The sequence below is a fragment of the Bacillus horti genome (assembly GCF_030813115.1).
Classification (GTDB): domain Bacteria; phylum Bacillota; class Bacilli; order Caldalkalibacillales; family JCM-10596; genus Bacillus_CH; species Bacillus_CH horti.
In genome coordinates, this window is record NZ_JAUSTY010000015.1 from 92,473 (window position 1) to 112,628 (window position 20,156).

Sequence of the window (20,156 nt, forward strand, 5' to 3'; positions counted from 1 at the left end):
TTTAGACGCCGTAGTAAAAACAAAGGGTTTTACTACTTTATGATTTTTGTCTTAATTTTAGGCATAGGAATGTTCGGAGCAGGCATATGGTTTATTATGAACGTTAATTTCTAGCCTAGCGGCTCCTCTATGGGTGCAGAAATGAGGTGTCTATTTTGTTTGTATTACAAATTGATGAAGACCTCTATCTCCAGATAGTAGATCAGCTCCATCAGGAAGAGTTGTTCATGTTAGTTGATCGAAACCGAGTGTACTTACGACAATGGCTTCCTTGGGTAGATGGAATCACTTCGGTAAAGGACTATGATTCCATTATGATCGAATGGATGAATCAGTTATCTTCACAGCTTGGTTTTCAGACGGGTATCCGGTACAAGAATGAGCTTGTGGGGATGATAGGCTTTCACCCCATTGATTGGAGTAATAGAAAGGCGGCAATTGGTTATTGGTTAGCACAAGGTTTTCAAGGGAGAGGAATTATGACGCGAGCTTGCCAAGCTATGGTTCACTATGCTTTTCAAACGTATCATCTAAATAGAGTGGAGATTCAGGCCAGTATTCAGAATGTGAAAAGCCGAGCTATTCCTGAGCGACTTGGATTTGTTTTTGAGGGCTATACGAGGGATGGAGAATTTCTGTACGACCGATATGTTGATTTAGTAAACTATGGGCTGCTGAAGAGAGAGTGGGAGCGGCATGGATGACTATTGTTGACTTCTTAGCCAATGGATTATATGATTAGTATAACTTTAAATGAATGAAACAAGAGGGTGAACTGTAGGACAATGAAGTACTAATCCTATTTATTCTAGAACAGATGAACAAGCATGGCAGATATCCTTCAACATGAAGGTTTTTATGCTTGCATGTTATTCATCATAGTTCAGATAGGATTGGTCACCCAAATATACCCTTAGTGTATAGATACGGCCCCTATTCTGGACAAACGTTCTGAATAGGGGTCTATTTGCGTGTTTGATTCCTCAGATAGAGTTGTGTAGACAGAAAGGTGTGAGACACATGATTCCGGTAAATGATAAAGCCTCCTAAAATCAGATTTTAAATTTTAGGAGGCTGGAACAACTTGAAAGCTGTCAATCATGTCACGAAATACGAACGTCTAGAACATTTTTTAAGATCTTTAAATGAACCAAACTTCAGGTTTAAACAAATCACGGAAGCGATTTTTAAACATCGCAACGGTGAATTTAATAAAATGACTGTATTACCAAAGGTATTAAGAGAAGCATTAGCAAAAGAGTTTGGTCCTTCCATTCTTACGGTGGTGCCAGTAGTAGAAACGACTTCACAACAAGTCAATAAAGTATTGTTAAAAATGCCAGACAACAACCAAGTAGAAGCAGTAAGATTAAAATATGAAGCCGGCTGGGAATCCTTTTGCATTTCTTCTCAATCTGGCTGTGGGTTGGGTTGTACGTTTTGCTCGACAGGTGCGATAGGTTTAAAAAGAAGCTTATCAGTAGATGAAATTACTGACCAGTTGCTCTATTTTTATCTGAAAGGCCACTCCTTAGATAGTATCTCCTTTATGGGAATGGGTGAGGCTCTAGCAAATGTGAACATATTTGAGGCCTTAAAGGTACTCACAAATCCACAACTATTCGCATTAAGTCCTAGAAGAATTACAGTCTCTACGGTTGGGATCATACCTAACATCCAAGAAATGACGAGAAGGTTTCCGCAGATAAATCTAACGTTCTCACTGCATTCTCCTTTTCATGACCAGCGCAGCAGATTGATGCCAATTAACAACAGATATCCATTAGATAAAGTGCTAGAGGTATTGGATGAGCATATTCAGGAGACAGGTAGAAAAGTCTATATTGCTTACGTCATGCTTCGTGGAGTAAATGATTCAACGGATCATGCAGATGCGCTTGTTAAACTGATTCAAGAAAAAAGTAACAATACAAACCTCTATCATGTCAATTTGATCCGGTATAACCCAACTGTTGGAACTCCACAAAAATATGGACAAACAGATGAAAAAAAGCTGCAGGCTTTTTATCAAATTGTTAAATCAGCAGGAATACATGTGACGGTCAGGCGTCAATTTGGGAGAGATATAGATGCCGCCTGTGGCCAATTATATGGTCAGTATGAAGCACAAAACGATGCAAGGAAATAATAAATTATTTGTAAAAAAAGTACTAGGGCTTCATGCCTAGTACTTTTTTAATTAGATATATAAGATATTAGTCGAGATACTTATTAAAAAATACAGCTTTCCTTCTTTAGCCATTCTTTCAGAGCTAAATTTAGTAATTGGATAATTTATTTCAATACTATTGAATCTCCAATTCAAAAAATATTGAATTTATAATTCGAATAATATAGAATGATATATAAGAAATGAAATCTTATCTTTTTTATGGGGTGATCATGTGGAGGTTTTACAGGCAACAAGTAGAAAGAGAGAGTCGTATAGAGTGAGAATCAAATATTCCTTGTTATGGGAATGTGCTCTTGGGATAGCTGCTGTGACAAATGCTAATCTTATACAAACCTTAGAAAAATCAGAAGAATACTGGACGAAAAAGAGAAAGTCCTTCCCTGAATCTTTAGTTGAGAATTTACGTTATGTACAGGAAAAAAATACATGGAAAGCGTTACTACAGCTTTTACATCAGAAAGACTTTATAGATTTAGATTCATTTTTTACGTACATAGAAGCTTTGTCTGAAGAAGAGTTTATTTTTCAATCCATTCCGTTTTTAGGATTTAGCTATCAGGATCTGAGGAAAAGAGCAGCAAATGGTGAGGAAGAAGCGATTTTGAAGTTAAAGGAGCATACAAGGGATAACCCATATGTACCAGGATACATTGAATTTATTTGTACGGAAAAGACGGAAAGGGTTAAGCAGCATTTAATCCGAGTTATGTCTACTTGGTATGAAGTGATTATTAAACCGGAGGCTGACCAATTAAGTGAAATATTGAAAAGAGATTATGACAGCAAGCTAAAAAAAGTAGAAACGATGGGCTCAGAAAAGTTCGTGGAGTGGGCGACGTCAGGAATTACGTATATCCCTGAGCCTAGTGTCCACGACGTATTATTGATTCCGCAGTATGTGTATCGTCCTTGGAATATAGAGGCAGATATAGAAGGGGCTAAGGTTTTTTACTATCCCGTTGCTAATGAAAGCATCAATCCTACTGATTCGTACGTACCTGATTTCTTTTTAACACAAAAGCTGAAGGCTCTAGGAGATGAGGTTCGTCTTAAAATTCTTAAGATTTTATCTGATCAGGATTACACGCTTCAAGATTTAACAAGTATGTTGGAGCTAGGAAAGTCCACGACTCATCATCATCTTAAATTATTGCGTTCTGCTAGATTAGTAGAAATCAGAGATTCAAAGTATGGCTTAAAAAAGAATACTCTAGAAACACTTCCAATTGAATTAAATGAATTTATCAATGGGACATAAGAGAAAGGGAACGGAATGGAACAGAAGCTGCCTCAATTTAAGAAGAATTACCCTGCTTTTCGATTTATGGGAGGAAATCTAGTTTCCTTTTTCGGTGATCAGATTTATTTAATTGCTATTCCACTTATTGTTCTTAGTATTACAGGCTCTCCATTAAGTATGGGGATCATCGTTGCTCTTCAAAGAATCCCTGTATGGGTAGCACCCCTGACAGGTATCATAGCGGATCGATTTAATCGTAGAAGGCTATTACTATTATGTGATTTAGTAAGATGCATCTTATTGGGATTAATTGGTGCATTGTTTATCTTTGGACGTTTGGAAATGTGGCTACTATACAGTGTTGTATTAGTGATAGGTGCAATGGGTCAGATCTATCAGACAGGGCAATTTGCGGCGATTCCTCACCTTGTACGGAAGGATGATTTACAAGCCATTAATTCACTGAGTACAGGAATATTTAATTTATCTGTTCTGATAGCTCCTAGTGTGGGTGGGCTTATCATAAGTTTATATAATCCAGGGTACGCCTTGATCATCAATAGTGTATGTTTTTTTCTTTCTTTTCTCGCGGTGTCCAGTATAAAGCTCCCGTTTAATGGACCTAAGTCAAAGGAAGTTCATTCAATTGCTGCAGATCTTAAGGAAGGCTTTGTATTTGTCCTGAGGACGAAAGAGATTCTGTATACAAATTTAGCCTTAATTGTCTCTGTTTTTGGTAGCACACTATTTATAACGATCATGATCTTTCATTTACGGGATACCATACAATTGACTGCTGTAGAGATTGGCTGGCTACTTTCATTTGGGGGACTAGGAGCAATAGGTGGTGCATGGCTTACTAACGTGATAAGCAAACGTGTACCCTTTCAGAAAATATTGTTTTGTGCGGCCCTTTTAGGTGGAATATCTATTATTCTTTTCAGCGTTTCAAAAGCTTTTATTTTTCTGGTTATTAGTAATGCTTTAGGTACTATCGCAGTTTCAGCCGTTAATCCTTGTATTGTAACAATTCGTCAAACCCTTACCCCACAACATCTACTTGGACGAGTACAGGCTACTAGTAGATTTATGACGTGGATATTAGTTCCTTTCTCTGCTTTTCTAGCTGGAGTCATAGCTGACTTTAGCGGAACACATACAACCATATTAATCGGGGGAATCATCTCTACATTTGGTTCGTTCATTTATTTACACCCTATCTTAAAGAAAACAATCAAATTTCAGTAGGAGCGATTATCTAGTAGGTCAATATTGATAGATAACCTGAGTTCGCTTGAAAGAGATTTGCTAGAAGGAAAGTTTGAGTAGAATACAGCATCCTATGTGAGTGATATTGGTGATTATTTAATTATTACAGCTATAAAATAAAAGTATAGCGTCCCAAGAAACCGGCTTTCCTTGGGACGCTTTAAATTTGTATTTATGTTTCTTTTATGTTGTATTAATAGTGAATAGGGTATAGACTGAAGCCTCACTAATTAGTCAAACCAAACAATATTACTCAGCTCGCGGCCAGGACGATATACATATTGGTTATTCACATATAGCCCACTTGAAGCACCACCATCTAGATTGATGGCTTGATATGCTCCTAGCTGCTTCATAATCTCAGCCCAGTTTTGTATAGTTGCTCCTGATGTTGTGGTTAGGATGATGGTGCCATCCTTTTTAACCCCAATGGCGCTTCTTGTAGAAGCCTGAGTTAGGATCTTATCTTCAACGAAGCCCTCTGCTTTTGGATTCACACGAACTTGACCATCCTTTATTAGCATAGGACCAGCCCCAACTGCAGAGTATACATCCTGCCAATGAGTAAGCTCTTTGTTGGTCTGTTGATCAAAGTATTTCACTTGATAGTCGACCTTGGCTCCAACTTTAAAACGGTTTGCTAATTGTTGCTCAACACCTGTGAAGTGAATGACGTAGCCCGTTGAAGGGATTTGCACATTAGCGTCTTTTTTTATGGCTGTGACAGCGCCATTATTCACCACTACAGAAGTACCATAGCTAATTCCTATATCCTTTCCTCTTGTCGGGGTAAAAATAATGACAGCTGAGCCTTCTTTACTAGGAGTACGATTAAAGTTATACGCATACCAGCCGTGAGAGCCCTCTGCTGTACCTTCAACTTTAAGTCTTATGTTATCAATGAATGCTTTCCCATCTCGGGTTAGACCTAATGTTGCCCCAATACTGCCAATATGTTGAACCTGACCATCACTAACTAGAGTACCCCAAGGCTCAGGAATACCGCCGTACGCTTCAAAATACGTTCCATTAATAGCTGCACTAGCTTGATAGGTTTTGGCTATCTGTTCTAAATGAGCTGTTTGGCCAAATCTTTTATTAGCAAATCCGATGTGCATGTTTGAGCCATTTTGTAATTCAATTGTTTGAATGGTATACGTTTTTCCTCCTACGTTAACCGATTTTGTTTGAGCAACAGGAGGGGCTGGAGGGAAGACAAAGGGAAGCTTACCTTGGTTAATATGTACACTTTGAGTAGCACTTCTCCAAGTAACCTGGGCACCTAGTGACTCTCCAATAAATCTTAATGGTACATAGGTTGTACTATTAATAATTGTGGCAGGAGCATCAAGTTTAATCGTTTTACCGTTTCTTATCGCCTGTGTAGCTCCTACTTTTAATTCAATTTTCTTATCCTCGTATGTTCCTTCGATTGTTTCAGTTTTGGCATCCCATTTCACTTTAGCGCCTAGCTTCTCGAAAACTCCACGCATAGGTACATACACTCTCTCATTGATAAGTAAGCCTGAACCGTGTGAGAATTGCACACGCTCATTGTTAAGATAAACTCTAACCTCACTAGTATTTGAAGCCAAAGATGTTGGCTGAAAGAAAGGGGAGAGCAAGGAAAGAAATAAAACTGTCATGAGTGAAATTGTCAATCTTTTCAAATGGTAAACGTCCTTTCTGCATTCGAATAAATAAAATGATGCGATCACACTATAGCACAGGCGATAGTGAAAATATGTAACTTAGTATTATTTGACACGGATCGACAAAAATCCTTTTTGAAATTTTAATTGAAGATGTTTTAAGAACTTAGAAGGCGTAAAAACTGGAGATATGTATGGGGTATGTTAAGATAAAGAGGGAATATATCTAGCTGAATGAGTAATTAACTAAGGAGGAAGCCATAGATGAAAATTTTATCTATTGAACCCACACCAAGCCCAAACTCAATGAAATTAAATTTAGATACAAGCTTAGAGGCTGGTAAAGCATTAAATTTTAATAAAAAAAACCAAAAGGAAGCCCCGGCTTACATTCAAGATATTATGGAGATTGAAGGTGTTACAGGAGTATACCAGGTTAATGACTTTATTGCCTTAGAGCGTCATCCTAAGGCTGATTGGAAAGAAATACTGGCTCAGGTTCGAGATACCGTAGAAAAGCATTCAGATTCAGTTGAAAGCCACACGGATCAAGAAGCCGCGGAAATGGAACAGGCACTTGAAAGCTTCGGAGAGGTGCAGGTTTTCATTCAGATGTTCAAGGGGATTCCGATGCAAATCAAGCTTTTGAAGGATGGAGAGGAGCATAGAGTTGGTCTACCTGATTTTATGACTGGTGCGGCAATGAAGGCTCAGCCTGCTGCTGATAATTTAGTCACGGAAAGACAGTGGGTGGATCAAGGAATTAGATACGGGGAGATCGACGAAGTTGGAGCACAGCTTGTGGAGGAGCTATCTGCTGCTTATGATGAGGAACGCTTAGATCGTTTAGTAGCTAGAGCATTTCAACAGGACGCAAAGGCAGAGGAGGAATATAGTGCTGAGCATGTGTTGAAGGCGTTAGAGGACGAGGATTGGAAGGTAAGGTATGGAGCACTAGAGCGTATGCAGCTTACGCTTGAGGAAATCCCGGTATTGAAAAAGGCTTTAACCGACTCCAAAATGTCCATTCGTAGACTAGCTACGGCATATCTTGGTGAAGTTGGTGGAGAACATGGCTCTGAGCATGTTCTTGATTTACTCGTTCAAGCGTTGCAGGATGATTCACCAGTTATTCGAAGAACGGCAGGGGATGCTATTTCTGATGTTGGCGATCCTGGAGCTATGGGTGCCATGACTGTTGCGTTAAAGGATAAGAACAAGCTTGTACGCTGGAGAGCAGCACGATATATGTATGAGGTTGGGACTGAGGAAGCTATTCCTGCGCTTGAGGACGTGCAGGATGATCCGGAATTTGAGGTGAGCTTACAGGCTAAAATAGCTTTGGAGCGAATAAAAGGTGGGGAAAAAGCAGAAGGTACCGTTTGGCAGCAAATGACGCGTAGAAATGAATAGATAATTGAAATTGAGTAAGGGATAGTGAGACTTGTGGTGCGTGATGCTATGCCTTACTGCTTTTTCTATCTTTAAAAATAAGAGCCATCAGGGGTAGTCCAATACTAAATAAGATTACGCTCAGTAGGCCATCAAGCCAAGCTATATTCATTTCAACCACATTCCTTTCAAGCTCTTGCCCATTTAGGACAACCATTTACTTAACCATATGCACATAAGAAAGAATCTATGCTACGTTTGAAAGGGAATTTTAATGAAGGGGGAAATGTAATGAGTAATCATTTAGAGCCAGGCGCTAAAGTACAGGCCTTGTATAAGTCAGGGCTGTACGCTGGGGAGCTTATAGAGGTCAGAGCAAATAAAGCTGTTGTACAAATATTAGCTGTACTTAAGCATCCTACTCAAGGGGATTTACATCAGCCTTTTGAGGCGGATGTTGCTATGTTTCATCAAAGAAGAGCATTGGCTTATAAGGAAAAAGCATTAGTGCCATTTGTTCATTTAAGTGGGTATGATCAGGAAATTCCAGAGTATAAAGCATCTCTGAAGGAAGCTCTTCAAGCAGAAATGAACGTTGTTTTAGAAAGAAGGGATCAGTGGGGAGAGCAGGCGTATGTCCTACTAAAGGAGCTTGAAAAAGAGTACTTTTAGGATAAAAAAGCTCATAAAATGGAGCTCATTGTTCATACTAGTGGTAATCCCTATTTGTGGATTTTTTTAGACATATTTATAAAACAGATTGACTATTTCTACGGATTTGTTATGATATCTAAATGTAATAAAATAACTTTCTCTGACTGCAACAGGGGGTAGTGAAAATGAATTTAAAACAAGGTTGGATGGAAAAAGAAACCGTAGAAAAAACAGGATCAGTTGAAGGGGACAATCAGTACCGTATCCTACTATACTATAAATTTGTTCACATTGATGATCCAGAAACGTTTGCTGCACAGCACCTAAAATTCTGTAAGGAGCTAGAGTTAAAGGGTAGGATATTAGTGGCTCCAGAAGGATTAAATGGTACTGTTTCAGGTACAATTGAGCAAACAAATCGTTATATGGAAGAAGTTAAAAAGGATCCGCGTTTTGCTGATATGGTCTTTAAGATCGATGAAGCAGACGGTCATGCGTTCAAAAAAATGTTCGTTCGACCTCGTAAAGAAATTGTAACTTTCCGTGTGGATGGTGTGGATTCAACAAAAACAGGGAAGTATTATTCTCCAAAGGAATTTTACGAGCTTCTACAGCAGGATGATGTAATCGTTCTTGATGGAAGAAATGACTATGAGTATGATATCGGTCGCTTCCGTAATGCCATTCGTCCAGATGTAAAATCCTTCAGAGAGTTTCCAGAATGGATAAAAGAAAATTTAGGACAATACAAGGATAAGAAAGTTATTACGTATTGTACGGGTGGAATTCGCTGTGAAAAGCTTACTGCATGGATGATGGATGAAGGCTTCCAGGACGTTGGCCAGCTTCACGGCGGTATTGTATCGTATGGAAAAGACGAAGAAGTAAAGGGTCGTCTATGGGACGGTAAATGCTACGTGTTTGATGAGCGCATCTCTGTTCCGATCAATCGGACTGAGGAAGATGTGGTGGTAGGAAGCTGTCATCATTGTGGCAAAAAAGAGGATCGTTACATTAACTGTGCGAATCCGGGCTGTAATCTTCAGCATGTGTGCTGTGAGGAATGTGAGGCTAAGCATAATCACTCCTGTAGCAAGGCTTGTGAGGAGCATCCAGATAACCGTTATTTAGCAAAGAAGAGAGCGGAAGAGGCTATTACTCACGCTTAAATTAATCAATTAATTTCACTATATAGATAAGAGTAGAGCCTGTTCACGTGGACAGGCTCTACTTTTTATACTTTTTACAGACTAATTGTGTGTAATGTAGAAGTATTGAGAGAGATATGTCTGTGCAGGTTTAGGCTAGTCTAACATTTTAAAATCATAGATGTGCACTCTCTCGTTACGAATGAGCTCCTGGAGCTCAGTAGAAATTTCAATTTGCTTCGTTCGTTCTCCATCAAGCTGATATTCCTCTAAGATATGTCTGTTTTCTTGCTCATCATATCTGAAGAAGTAGAAAAGATCATCTTTTATATAGACCATTTCATCGTTTTCATATTCTTCCCTAGCATAGTCTAAGAATGAGAATTCATGGCTTATTTCTTTGGATGATAGATGGAAGCTATACATATCTCCAAAGCCATCAGGGAAATAGAGCTTTCCTTGAATAGGTTGAACGGCATTTTTATTAAAAATAAAGTAGATAGGATCATCCTCAAGAGAATATTCTTTTAGCACATACTCACCGATTATAGAAGGCTGATTTAAATCAATGTGCATTAGCTTAAGGTATATAACAGAATCTTCATAGTCGCTTAGAAGAACATATAGTTGATCATTTTGATCAGTGATTAGCTTGGAGAAAACAAGTAAATCCTCGGTTAATTCTTCATTCAGGGGATATGCTTGAACATTCAATTGATCTGTCTGGAAATCAACTTCAATTAAGCTTAGGCCGCGATGCTCTATTATATCAGTGGTAAGTAAATAAAGCTTATCACCAACTACTCCATCGGTCAGCACGTATTCCTCGATCGTTTCACAATAGAAAGAATCTCCAATACTCCACCTGATCGTAGAAATATAATAACTTTGATCCTCAGAGTAGCTCTGATTAAACATACTATAGCTCAAATCTTTCTCTATTATGCTTCCCGTTGATTGACCATAACCTGAATATACACTACACGCTTCAAATGGATGATGCTGGGGCTGTCCCTCATCAGTGAAGGCTGTTACTTGATCTTTCTCATGCAGCAGAAGCTCATTATCCAGTTTGACAATTGCATTAGATTCAAGGCCCGTTGTTTCATATGAGCTAATTTCACCGGATTCGTGGATAAAAGCTAGTATACTTTTACCGTCGTTATCGTATTCTGCTGTTAAGCTTGTTGAGTATAAAACGGCGGCCATCGACTCACTTATATCAATAGGCTGTTCAGGAACAGGATTAGCCGAATCGGTTGAAGAGAAGTAAATGGTGACTCCTGCAATAAGACAAAGCAATAAAAGAAAAAATAAAAGAAGCCTTCCTTTCTTTGAAAAACTCATTTCTTTCCCCTTTCATTTTAAATGGTATGTAGAAAAAGACATAGGGCTAAACGATACAAAGCAACTGTTTTTTCAACCCTATGTCAAAGGTTCATTAAGATTAAAACAATAGCTTAGTAAGTTTTTAAGGTTTGGACCATGCTGGAGTCTCGAATATCCTTAGGATATACACCAAGTCCTTTATTATGATCTAAATCAATGCCAGCTTTATCTTTAAACGCACACCATACCAGCTTCGAACAGTTTTTTGCTCCAACACATGAGGTCTGTCTATTTGTAGCGAAGTTGTAGGAATAGCTTTCACCTCTACGACCATACGCCCAGTTGGCGGCATTTGTTTTTTGTGTGGATGTTGCATATGAGGATTTAACGGATTGAATTCTGGCTCCGTTATCTACTTTTTTATTTGTGCGACTGAGTGAACGAACTCCTGCGCTTGGTACGGATTCGATAAGGGTAGCTGTTGAATAATACATCCCTATATGACCATGACTGATACCGATTGTACTGGCCGTTTCATAGAATAGGTTTCCTTTGCTGCTAGAGCCAAGCGTGTACTTGCCGTTTCCTTTTCCATCAGACTGTGTACCAAACTGAGCTTCCTCAAGCTGAGTAAGCAGCTGTTGCTGACGTAGCTCGGCGTAGATCTGTTTGGTTATTTCCTCCTCTGATGTGCCTAGTGCCTCAGCTGCATCTGCAATTTGCTGCTGTAGCTCCTCTAGTGTTACTCCTTCATAAATAGCTAGGACGTCTTGAGCCGTGATTCCAAGATCAGATTTGGCGAGAATGGATGATGAAGGGAAAATCAACAAGAAAGTCACCACAAATGTTAAAGCTTTTTTCATTGCATCTTCCTCCTACACGGTTTTTTAATTTCACTCACAAGTAAAAAAATAACACTGATACAATTTAATTGAAATAGTAGTCTGGAGCTATTTTAAAAGGTGAGGGAATTAAGCTAATATGCCTATTCCCATTGGTGTTCTGATTATTCAGCTTGTACGATTGCATAAACGTAGTCAGCGATGATAGAAAAAGTTACAATATAAGCATGTAGCTTTGGACAAGCTATTATTTGAATGCACAGATGATGTACATAAGAGGAGAGATTAAATTGACAGCTATAGTAAAAATGGGAGTCATAGGTCTTGGAGCGATTGGAGATCGGATTTTAAAATCGATTCAAGCCGAAGATGGAATTCAGATAACAGCTGTATGTGATGTTAACGAGCAGCTTGTCAAAAGCATGACTGAGGAATATAAGGTGAAGGGCTATTTGGATTATCGCGAAATGCTAGAGCAGGCAGCTCTTGATATCGTTTATGTAGCCGTTCCTCCAAAGTATCATGAGAAGATTGTTCTTGACGTGATTGAAGCAAATAAACATGTGCTGTGTGAGAAGCCATTGGCTAATTCAGTGGATGAAGGGAAACGAATGCTTGCGGCTGCAGAGCAAAAGGGTTTAGTTCATGCGATGCATTTTCCTTTAAACTATCAGGCACCATTAAACGAGTTTGAGAGAAGAATTAAAGAGGGATACATTGGGGAGCTACGAAGAATAAGATTAGTCATGCATTTCCCGCATTGGCCTCGTCTTTGGCAGCAAAACGATTGGGTTGGTGGGAAGGAGCAGGGTGGCTATGTTCTAGAGGTAGGAGTACATTGGATTCAAGCTCTCCAAAGGATTTTTGGGTCAGTTGCACAGGTTAAGAGTCAGCTTCAATTTCCCAATGATCCACAGCGCTGTGAGAATAGTATAGTAGCCGAGCTCAGTCTAACAGATGGCACTCCAGTTATGATTGACGGATTAAGCGATATCTCAGGTGACGAACTGATTGAGTTTGCCGCTTACGGTTCAGAGGGCACTATTATGCTGCGTAATTGGAGAAGCCTTTGGCTTGGGAAAAATGGTCAGCCTCTAGAAGAGGTAACAGTTGATAGTGAGTCAGCTACACGAATGATGAAAGAAATTGCAAAGGCTGTGAACAGGGTACCAGCAAATATCTATGATTTCAGAGCAGGACTGCATGCACAATATGTACTAGATGCTTTAAGACATCCACCTCATTCAAACTGGCAGCAGCTTGATACAGAATAAGGGAAGGATTAAATAAATATAATGACTTTAATCCCTTGTGTGGCTTGGTTTTTCCACCGTGGGATTTTTTTCTATGTTTATGAAATTGGGCATGGTGGTAAACAATAGTCAAGAACATAAGCATAACAATTTCTTAGAGAAAAGGAGATGATTGACATGCTATGGACTGTATTAACGGTACTGTTAGTGTTGTGGTTAATCGGTTTTATCGGTGAAATCGGTGGTTCACTTGTCCACTTACTATTAGTTGTAGCTCTTGTAGTCTTGCTTCTGCAGATATTCACCGGTCGAAGAGCTCGATAGATACGAAGCAATAGCTGATGCAAAGTAATCTCTGAAGCTAATGTTCTTATTTTACAGACTAACTATTGCTTTACATCTATTTACATCTGAAAGATGCTAGTAAACATGGTTGAAATAGAGATGGAGAGCGAGGGGACTCGCTCTCTTTTCTAGTTTCATTCTTACTTTAACGTAGTTCACTCTAATTTAACTAGGAAGAAGTCTTAAAAACGAAAAGGTGTGAGATGAATGTGAAAGGTTTAAAGAAGGATGGGAAGTTAAAGGGTTTACAGCGGATCAAGCTAATCAGCTGGAAAATGTGGGCACTCCTTTTTGCTCTTATTTATTGCATCGTCATGATATATGGAGTCTATAAGCCTTTTCCTACGGGATTATCCTACAAGAGTGAAACGTACTATACAGATCATGTTGAGTTTTTAGCGGATCTTACATATACCACTGAGCAAGGGCAAGTTATTATGGAACAGCAGATATTTGAGCGCGCTTTGGCAATGATTGATGCAGCTCAGGATTTTGTACTTGTGGATATGTTTTTATTTAATGATATCTATGACAAAGAAGAAGAATACCCTGAATTAAGCTATGCTTTTACAGAAGCCTTGATTAGGAAGAAGCAAAGTCATCCTGAGCTAGAGATTATTTTTATCACGGATCCTTTAAATACCACTTACTATTCTCATACTTCCCCACATCTAGAGCGTATGCAGCAGAATGATATCGAAACGATTATTACCAGCCTAACGCCACTAAGAGACTCAAACCCTATCTTCTCGAGTGTGTGGAGAACTTACTTACAATGGTTTGGGCAAGGAGGATTTGGCTGGCTACCTAACCCTAGTGGATCTAGTGGTCCAAACGTGACGGCTCGTTCATACCTTAAGCTATTTAATGTGAAGGCGAACCATCGGAAGGTCATTGTTACGGAGCAGGAGGCACTAATTACGTCTGCCAACGCTCATGATGCAAGCAGCTATCATTCAAACATTGCTTTTGTTGTTCAAGGGGAGATTATTCGGGATATTGTTCGTACAGAAGAGGCAGTCATTCGTTATTCAACAGACTCTATGTACCAAGAATTAATGTTACCACTTATGACTGATGGAGTAGCCGTTCAAGATGACCTATCTGATCAAGGAATCATTGAGCTACAGCTAATCACAGAAGGGAAGATTTATGAAGCTATCCTTACCCATTTGCAGCAAACGGATCAAGGAGACAGGATTTGGATGGGAATGTTTTACCTAGCTGAAAGAGAGATTGTTAAGGAGCTTTTGGCAGCAGCAGATAGAGGGGTGGAAGTCCACCTCATTCTTGATCAAAATGTTGAAGCCTTTGGTCATGAGAAGATTGGCTTACCTAATAAACCAGTGGCTGCTGGATTAGTCCAGCAATCTGAAGGCGACATTCAGGTTAGATGGTATGAAACCAATGGAGAGCAGTATCATACGAAGCTGATGCTCATAGAGGAAGAGGATCGTGGAGTCATTATTGGAGGATCTGCCAACTTTACTCGGAGAAACCTAAAGGACTTAAATCTTGAAACAAATTTGCTTATTCAAGCTCCTAGGCAGGAGCAGATTGTGCAAGAAGTTGCGGCTTATTTTAAGAGACTTTGGCATAATGAGGGTGGTTTGTATACGGCCCCATATGAAGAGTACAAGGATGAGTCCTGGTATTTGCGATTTATCTACCATTTTCAAAAGCTGACGAATCTTTCTACTTACTAGTATACAAATTATGGATTTCACTAGAATTTAATGCTATAGTAATGTCAGAGAAGCAACACAATTAAAAAAGAAAAGTTTCTCGAGGTAGCTATAAGTTCAATGAAGGAGAAATTTAATGGATATAGTAAAATATAATTTTAGGCTGGCAAAGATGTCAGCCTTATTTGTACAAAAAAATAGAACAAATATTCCCAACATCTAATCAAAATGATTTTCGTGTGTTATGATGAAAGGAACATGGATGGAGCGGTGAAGGAGGACAAGCTGTGAGACTTTTACATACGGCTGATTGGCATTTGGGCAAGACGTTAGAGGGGAGAAGTCGTTTACCTGAGCAGGAGCAGTTTTTAGAGGAGTTGTATCAAATTGTTGTAGATCAGAATGTTGATGCCGTATTGATGTCGGGTGATGTGTTTGATACGGTAAACCCACCTGCTTTAGCGGAGCAGCTTTTCTATGATACGGTAGCTCGCCTTGCTGATAAGGGAAAAAGAAAGGTCATTGTGATAGCAGGTAATCATGATCATCCTGATCGCTTGGCAGCATCAAACCAGCTTGCTAAGGAGTATGGGATTACGTTGATTGGTCGACCTGTACAGCAATCCTATATTTATACTATTGCTAGCTGCGATCAGGAGCTTCATATTGCTGCGTTGCCCTACCCTTCTGAGTCGAGGCTTAATGAGGTTTTGGCTGAGGGATTAGATGAGGCTGTGTTGCAGCAGCATTACCATGAAAGAGTATCAGCTTTATTTGGAGAGCTTGTCCGGGATATGTCACCCAAACGAGTAAATATTGGAATGAGTCACTTATTTGTTGCAGGAGGTCACATGACAGATAGTGAGAGACCCATTCAGGTTGGTGGAGCGTATACGGTTAGACCTGATGCATTTCCTAGCTGTTTGGATTATGTGGCATTAGGGCATTTACATCGACCACAGGTGATGAAGCATCCTCATTCTATCGTCAGGTATTCTGGTTCGCCATTATCGTACAGCTTTTCGGAGGCGGGACAGGCTAAATCAGTTTCGATCATAGATGTAAATCCAGGGGAGCAGGCTCAGGTTCAGGAGCTCTTCTTATCCAGTGGTAAGCCTCTTGTTAAGTGGAAAGCAATGGATGGATTAAGTCAGGTGTATAGTTGGCTTGCCGAAGGAAAGGATCAGAATGCGTGGGTTGATCTAGAGCTGCATGTACAGAATAGCCTTTCAGTAGAGGAAATTCACCGTTTACGTAAAGAGCATAATGGACTTATACATATACGACCTGTGTTTGAACTAGAGCAAGAAGCAATGAGACAGGTACGAACAACCAATATCCCAGTTGAGGAATTATTTACTCGCTTTTATGCGCGACAAACAGGTGGAAGTCAGCCTGAGGGTGAGTTGGTGCAACTGTTTTTGGAGCTTTTGCAGAATGAGACAGATGAAGAGGATGAAATGGATACTAAATCTGTCGTGTGACGTGAAGAGGGTAAGGAAGATTTTCAGAGATAAAGAATGGCTAATGGTTTAAGAATTGGATACATGTAAAATAGTGAGTGGATAATGATCAGACGGGGAGCAGGATGGGTATACAGAAAGTGAAGGAGAATGAAAAATGAGACCTATTCACTTAAGTGTAGCAGGTTTACATAGTTTTAGAGAAAAGCAAATAGTAGATTTTCAGGTTTTATGCGAAGGTGGTGTGTTTGGCATTTTTGGTCCAACTGGAAGTGGGAAATCTTCCTTGCTAGACGCGATGACTCTCGCCTTATATGGAAAAGTGGAAAGAGCTAGTAACCAGATTCAAGGTATTATTAATCATGCCGAGAAGGAGGTTCATGTATCCTTTACCTTTGAATTGGGTCAAGGAAAGCTGACAGAAAGATACTGTGTAGAGCGTAGCTATAAAAAGGCGGGAGAGCTTTCCGTTCGATCAGCCGCAACTCGTTTGCTTCAAGTTAATCTTGATTCGAATGAGACGGTTGTTCTAGCTGATAAAGTGAACGATATACAAGAAAAGCTACATGAGCTTATTGGACTTACGTTTGATGATTTTTCTCGTGCTGTTGTGTTGCCTCAGGGAAAGTTTGCTGAATTTTTATCGCTTAAGGGTGTTGAGCGCAGACAAATGCTACAGCGCTTGTTTCATTTAGAGCAATACGGAGATCAGCTAAACGAGCGTTTAAAGCATAGAGTCACAAGTGCTAAAAACAGGTTAAATGAGATTCTTGCTGAGCAGCAAGGAGTAGGGGAAGCCTCAAAGGAAGCACTGGAGCAGGCAGAGAAGCACGTTCAAGACGTGTTAAAGAGAATTAAGCAGTTAAGTGAACAGAGAAACACCTTTTTACAGGAGTTTGAGCGGTTAAAAAGCTTTCGAGATTGGCAGGAGCAGCTAGAAAAAGTGGAGAAAGGCTTAGAGCAGCTCTATCAAGATGAGGAAGAAATACATAGAGTTGAAGAGCAATTAAATAGAGGATTAGCTGCTCAGCAGTTGAAGCCTTATATCGAAGAGTACGAGATAGCTGGGCAGACGGTTGAAAAGTGGAAAGCTAAAAAGCAAGTGGCTCAATCAGATCAAGACCATGCAGCAAGGGAAGAAGCAAAGCATACGGAGCTATATGAAAAGCTGAGTAAAGCAAAGGAGGAACAGCAGCCTCTTTTGTTAGAGCGGCGTCAGTTGCTTCGACAAGGACAGGAGCTTCAGCGTGAGCTAGGGGTTAAGGAGAAGGAGAAGCAAGAGCTTGTTCAAGATGAATTGAGGGTGCAGGAGAAAAGGAAGGCAGTGCAGGGAGAGTATGAGAAGCAAAGTAAGCTGCTTCAGCTAGCCAAGGAGAAGCAGAAGGTTATTAAGGAGCAGATGGCAGGTAAGAACCTACCCTTTGAAGAGAAGCAGGCTATTCAGGCTGGATATCAGGAATTTCTGAAGATTGCTCAGGTTCAACAGCAGCTCGATGGTATTCAGGAGGAATGGGCTGTTGGGCAAAAGGCTATAGAGGAGCTTGAAGCTGAGCATGCTCAGTCAATTCTTGAGCAGGAACAGCATTTGAAAAAGGTAGGAGTAGCTATAAAGGAAATTGGTGAGTTTGAGGGTCGCTTAAAGCAGTTGGTAGCTATCGGAGAGATGGCGCTTGGGGGCAAGCAGCAGCAGATGAAACAGATGGAACAGAAGATCGAGCATGTCCTAGCCAAGGAATGGATGGAGCAATTAGTGTCTGGCTTACAGAACGGAGAGGCTTGTCCTATTTGTGGTTCGCATACTCATCCACATCCAGCAGAATTTGGCAAGGAAGATATTCAAGTGCTTAGGGACAGACTGGCTTATGAAGTAAGTCAGCAGAATCAAATAAGAGATTATACACAGCAAGCTCGCCTAGTACATCATCAATTCATAGAGTTAGAGGAGCAATTGAGCTCGATTAGTTTCGTTAAATTGGAAGATGTAGATGATAGAGCTAATGCTTCAAATGATGTGAAGGGTTGGAATGATGAGCATGGAGCTAATGATTTAGGTGGAGTTAAAAAGATTAATCTAGAGATTGCGGCAACGGCAACATCTTTAAAGGAAAACGTTGAGGATGAAACGGTAGATCTTGAGTTGTTTTCTACAGAGCTAGCCAAGTCTGAACGCTTTCTAAGGGCGACTAAGGAATTGGTAAGGCTAGGTAGAGAGAAAGCTCCTTCATGGAATGACGCTAAGATGAAGTCTGAAGCAGCCAAGACGGGATTGAAAGGGTTAGAGGCTAAACAGAAAAGCCTAATGGACAAAGTTCAAACCATGGAGCAGAGCTGGTCTAGCACTTTTGCTAAGCTCGAGCTAGATAAGGTAGAAGAGCAGGCTAATAGAGCGCGAGAGTTAGAGGGAGAGCTTTATGAGCTACAGCAAAGATTAGATAAGAGTGTTCCTTTCATAGAGAATACGGAGAACGGCATTTCAGAGCTACAGCAGGAATTGAATCAAATCGAGCTTAGAGCGGGAGAGCAAGCGAGCTTACATAAGCAGTTGGATCAGCAGATTACCCAAATGAAGCAGAAGCTTCAAGAGCTAGTGGGAGAACAATCGATTGAAAGTCTACTAGTGCAAGCTGAAAAACAGCTTGAGGAGCTCTCTGAGAGTGAAGGACAAGCTCGTAGGCAGCTGGAGGAAGCGAGAAAAGCTCGTTCTAAGGCAGAGAATGAATTTAGTGTGGCGCAAGCTTCTCTAGAGCAAGGAGAGCAGAGGCTGGAAAAGGCAGAGAAGCAGTTAGTTGAGCAGCTTGGTGAATCTAGCTTTGATAAGTGGCAGGAAGCTAAGGAAGCGTTAGTAGAGAAGGAAACACTTGGTGAATGGAAGAAGCGTGTCGATCAGTATAATGAGCAGGTAAAAGAACTGGTGAAGGAAAAGCAGAGCTACTTAAAGAAGCTAGGTACAAATCGAATTAGTGAGGAAGAATGGCAAGATGTATTGGCTAAAAAGCAACAGCTCGAACAGGAATATGTTCAGCTGGTGGGACAGCGTGGAGCTGCTCAGAAGGAATATGAAGCGATTAAGGAGAAGCATATGCGCTTTATGCAGCTAGAGGAGGAACGTGCTCTGGTTCAGCATCGGGTTGAGCAATATGGCAAGCTTCAGAGTGTGTTTCGTGGAAATAGCTTTGTGGAATATCTAGCTGAAGAGCAGCTTGTTTATGTATGTCAGGATGCCTCCAGCCATTTAGGTCGGCTTACTAGACAGCGCTATGCTTTAGAAGTGGATTCTCAGGGTGGCTTTGTCATTCGAGACGATGCAAACGGTGGGGTTCGTCGGCCGGTTTCCACGCTTTCTGGAGGAGAAACCTTCCTAACATCTCTGTCTTTAGCGTTAGCGCTTTCGGCACAAATTCAGCTGCGGGGTCAGTATCCGCTTCAATTTTTCTTTCTTGATGAAGGCTTTGGTACGTTAGATCCTGAGCTTTTAGATGGAGTGGTTGGGGCTCTTGAGAGCTTACATTTGCAGCAGCTTGCAGTAGGTGTTATTAGTCACGTGCCTGAATTGAAGGAACGTCTTCCTAGAAAATTAGTGGTTACACCAGCCGAGTTCTCTGGAAAAGGAAGTAGCATTCATTTGGAAACACTCTAGACTGCAAATGCACTTTAATATAGTTCTTTAATATAATGTTCGATTATGTTAGG

15 protein-coding genes are annotated in these 20,156 nt (G+C 40.3%); 12 read left to right on the plus strand and 3 right to left on the minus strand.

Annotation, left to right across the window (positions count from 1 at the left end; genetic code table 11):
* Positions 1-155: 155 nt before the first annotated feature.
* The 4 genes from J2S11_RS16255 to J2S11_RS16270 all read left to right on the plus strand — a co-directional run bounded on the left by J2S11_RS16255 (position 156) and on the right by J2S11_RS16270 (position 4,682).
* Positions 156-704 carry a GNAT family N-acetyltransferase gene (locus tag J2S11_RS16255; RefSeq protein WP_307396288.1) on the plus strand — a complete coding sequence of 183 codons (549 nt, stop codon included), beginning with the start codon at positions 156-158 and terminating at the stop codon, positions 702-704.
* A gap of 380 nt (positions 705-1,084) precedes the next feature.
* The gene (locus J2S11_RS16260; RefSeq protein ID WP_307396289.1) at positions 1,085-2,149 is read left to right on the plus strand and encodes a Cfr family 23S rRNA (adenine(2503)-C(8))-methyltransferase; all 1,065 of its coding nucleotides are present in this window, start codon (positions 1,085-1,087) and stop codon (positions 2,147-2,149) included.
* Positions 2,150-2,405: 256 nt separating this feature from the next.
* On the plus strand, positions 2,406-3,452 hold the full coding sequence (locus J2S11_RS16265) for an ArsR/SmtB family transcription factor (protein WP_307396292.1): 1,047 nt from the start codon (positions 2,406-2,408) through the stop codon (positions 3,450-3,452).
* Between the two features lie 15 nt (positions 3,453-3,467).
* On the plus strand, positions 3,468-4,682 hold the full coding sequence (locus tag J2S11_RS16270; protein WP_307396293.1) for an MFS transporter: 1,215 nt from the start codon (positions 3,468-3,470) through the stop codon (positions 4,680-4,682).
* Between the two features lie 251 nt (positions 4,683-4,933).
* Here the strand turns inward: J2S11_RS16270 and J2S11_RS16275 are convergent, their stop codons facing one another.
* The gene (locus J2S11_RS16275; protein WP_307396294.1) at positions 4,934-6,373 is read right to left on the minus strand and encodes a phosphodiester glycosidase family protein; all 1,440 of its coding nucleotides are present in this window, start codon (positions 6,371-6,373) and stop codon (positions 4,934-4,936) included.
* Positions 6,374-6,619: 246 nt separating this feature from the next.
* Here J2S11_RS16275 and J2S11_RS16280 point away from each other — a divergent pair, with 246 nt between their 5' ends.
* The 3 genes from J2S11_RS16280 to trhO all read left to right on the plus strand — a co-directional run bounded on the left by J2S11_RS16280 (position 6,620) and on the right by trhO (position 9,570).
* Complete coding sequence (locus J2S11_RS16280; protein ID WP_307396295.1) at positions 6,620-7,768, plus strand: conserved virulence factor C family protein; 1,149 nt, start codon at positions 6,620-6,622, stop codon at positions 7,766-7,768.
* Between the two features lie 270 nt (positions 7,769-8,038).
* The gene (kapB, locus tag J2S11_RS16285) at positions 8,039-8,419 is read left to right on the plus strand and encodes a kinase-associated lipoprotein KapB (RefSeq protein ID WP_307396298.1); all 381 of its coding nucleotides are present in this window, start codon (positions 8,039-8,041) and stop codon (positions 8,417-8,419) included.
* 188 nt (positions 8,420-8,607) lie between these two features.
* A complete protein-coding gene (gene trhO, locus J2S11_RS16290; RefSeq protein ID WP_307396332.1) occupies positions 8,608-9,570 on the plus strand; it encodes an oxygen-dependent tRNA uridine(34) hydroxylase TrhO in 963 nt (320 codons plus the stop codon).
* Between the two features lie 135 nt (positions 9,571-9,705).
* Here trhO and J2S11_RS16295 read toward each other — a convergent pair whose 3' ends face one another.
* A complete protein-coding gene (locus tag J2S11_RS16295) occupies positions 9,706-10,896 on the minus strand; it encodes a hypothetical protein (RefSeq protein ID WP_307396299.1) in 1,191 nt (396 codons plus the stop codon).
* A gap of 113 nt (positions 10,897-11,009) precedes the next feature.
* Complete coding sequence (locus J2S11_RS16300; protein WP_307396302.1) at positions 11,010-11,741, minus strand: hypothetical protein; 732 nt, start codon at positions 11,739-11,741, stop codon at positions 11,010-11,012.
* Between the two features lie 269 nt (positions 11,742-12,010).
* On the opposite strand from J2S11_RS16300, the gene J2S11_RS16305 reads away from it, so the two are divergent.
* From J2S11_RS16305 to J2S11_RS16325, 5 genes are all read left to right on the plus strand, one after another.
* On the plus strand, positions 12,011-12,994 hold the full coding sequence (locus J2S11_RS16305) for a Gfo/Idh/MocA family protein (protein ID WP_307396304.1): 984 nt from the start codon (positions 12,011-12,013) through the stop codon (positions 12,992-12,994).
* A 156-nt stretch (positions 12,995-13,150) separates the two neighbouring features.
* Positions 13,151-13,297: a lmo0937 family membrane protein gene (locus tag J2S11_RS16310; protein WP_307396305.1), complete on the plus strand. Its 147-nt coding sequence runs from the start codon at positions 13,151-13,153 to the stop codon at positions 13,295-13,297.
* Between the two features lie 230 nt (positions 13,298-13,527).
* Positions 13,528-15,024 carry a phospholipase D family protein gene (locus tag J2S11_RS16315; protein WP_307396307.1) on the plus strand — a complete coding sequence of 499 codons (1,497 nt, stop codon included), beginning with the start codon at positions 13,528-13,530 and terminating at the stop codon, positions 15,022-15,024.
* A 266-nt stretch (positions 15,025-15,290) separates the two neighbouring features.
* Complete coding sequence (locus tag J2S11_RS16320; RefSeq protein ID WP_307396309.1) at positions 15,291-16,487, plus strand: exonuclease SbcCD subunit D; 1,197 nt, start codon at positions 15,291-15,293, stop codon at positions 16,485-16,487.
* 136 nt (positions 16,488-16,623) lie between these two features.
* On the plus strand, positions 16,624-20,103 hold the full coding sequence (locus J2S11_RS16325; protein WP_307396310.1) for an SbcC/MukB-like Walker B domain-containing protein: 3,480 nt from the start codon (positions 16,624-16,626) through the stop codon (positions 20,101-20,103).
* The last annotated feature ends 53 nt before the right edge of the window (positions 20,104-20,156 follow it).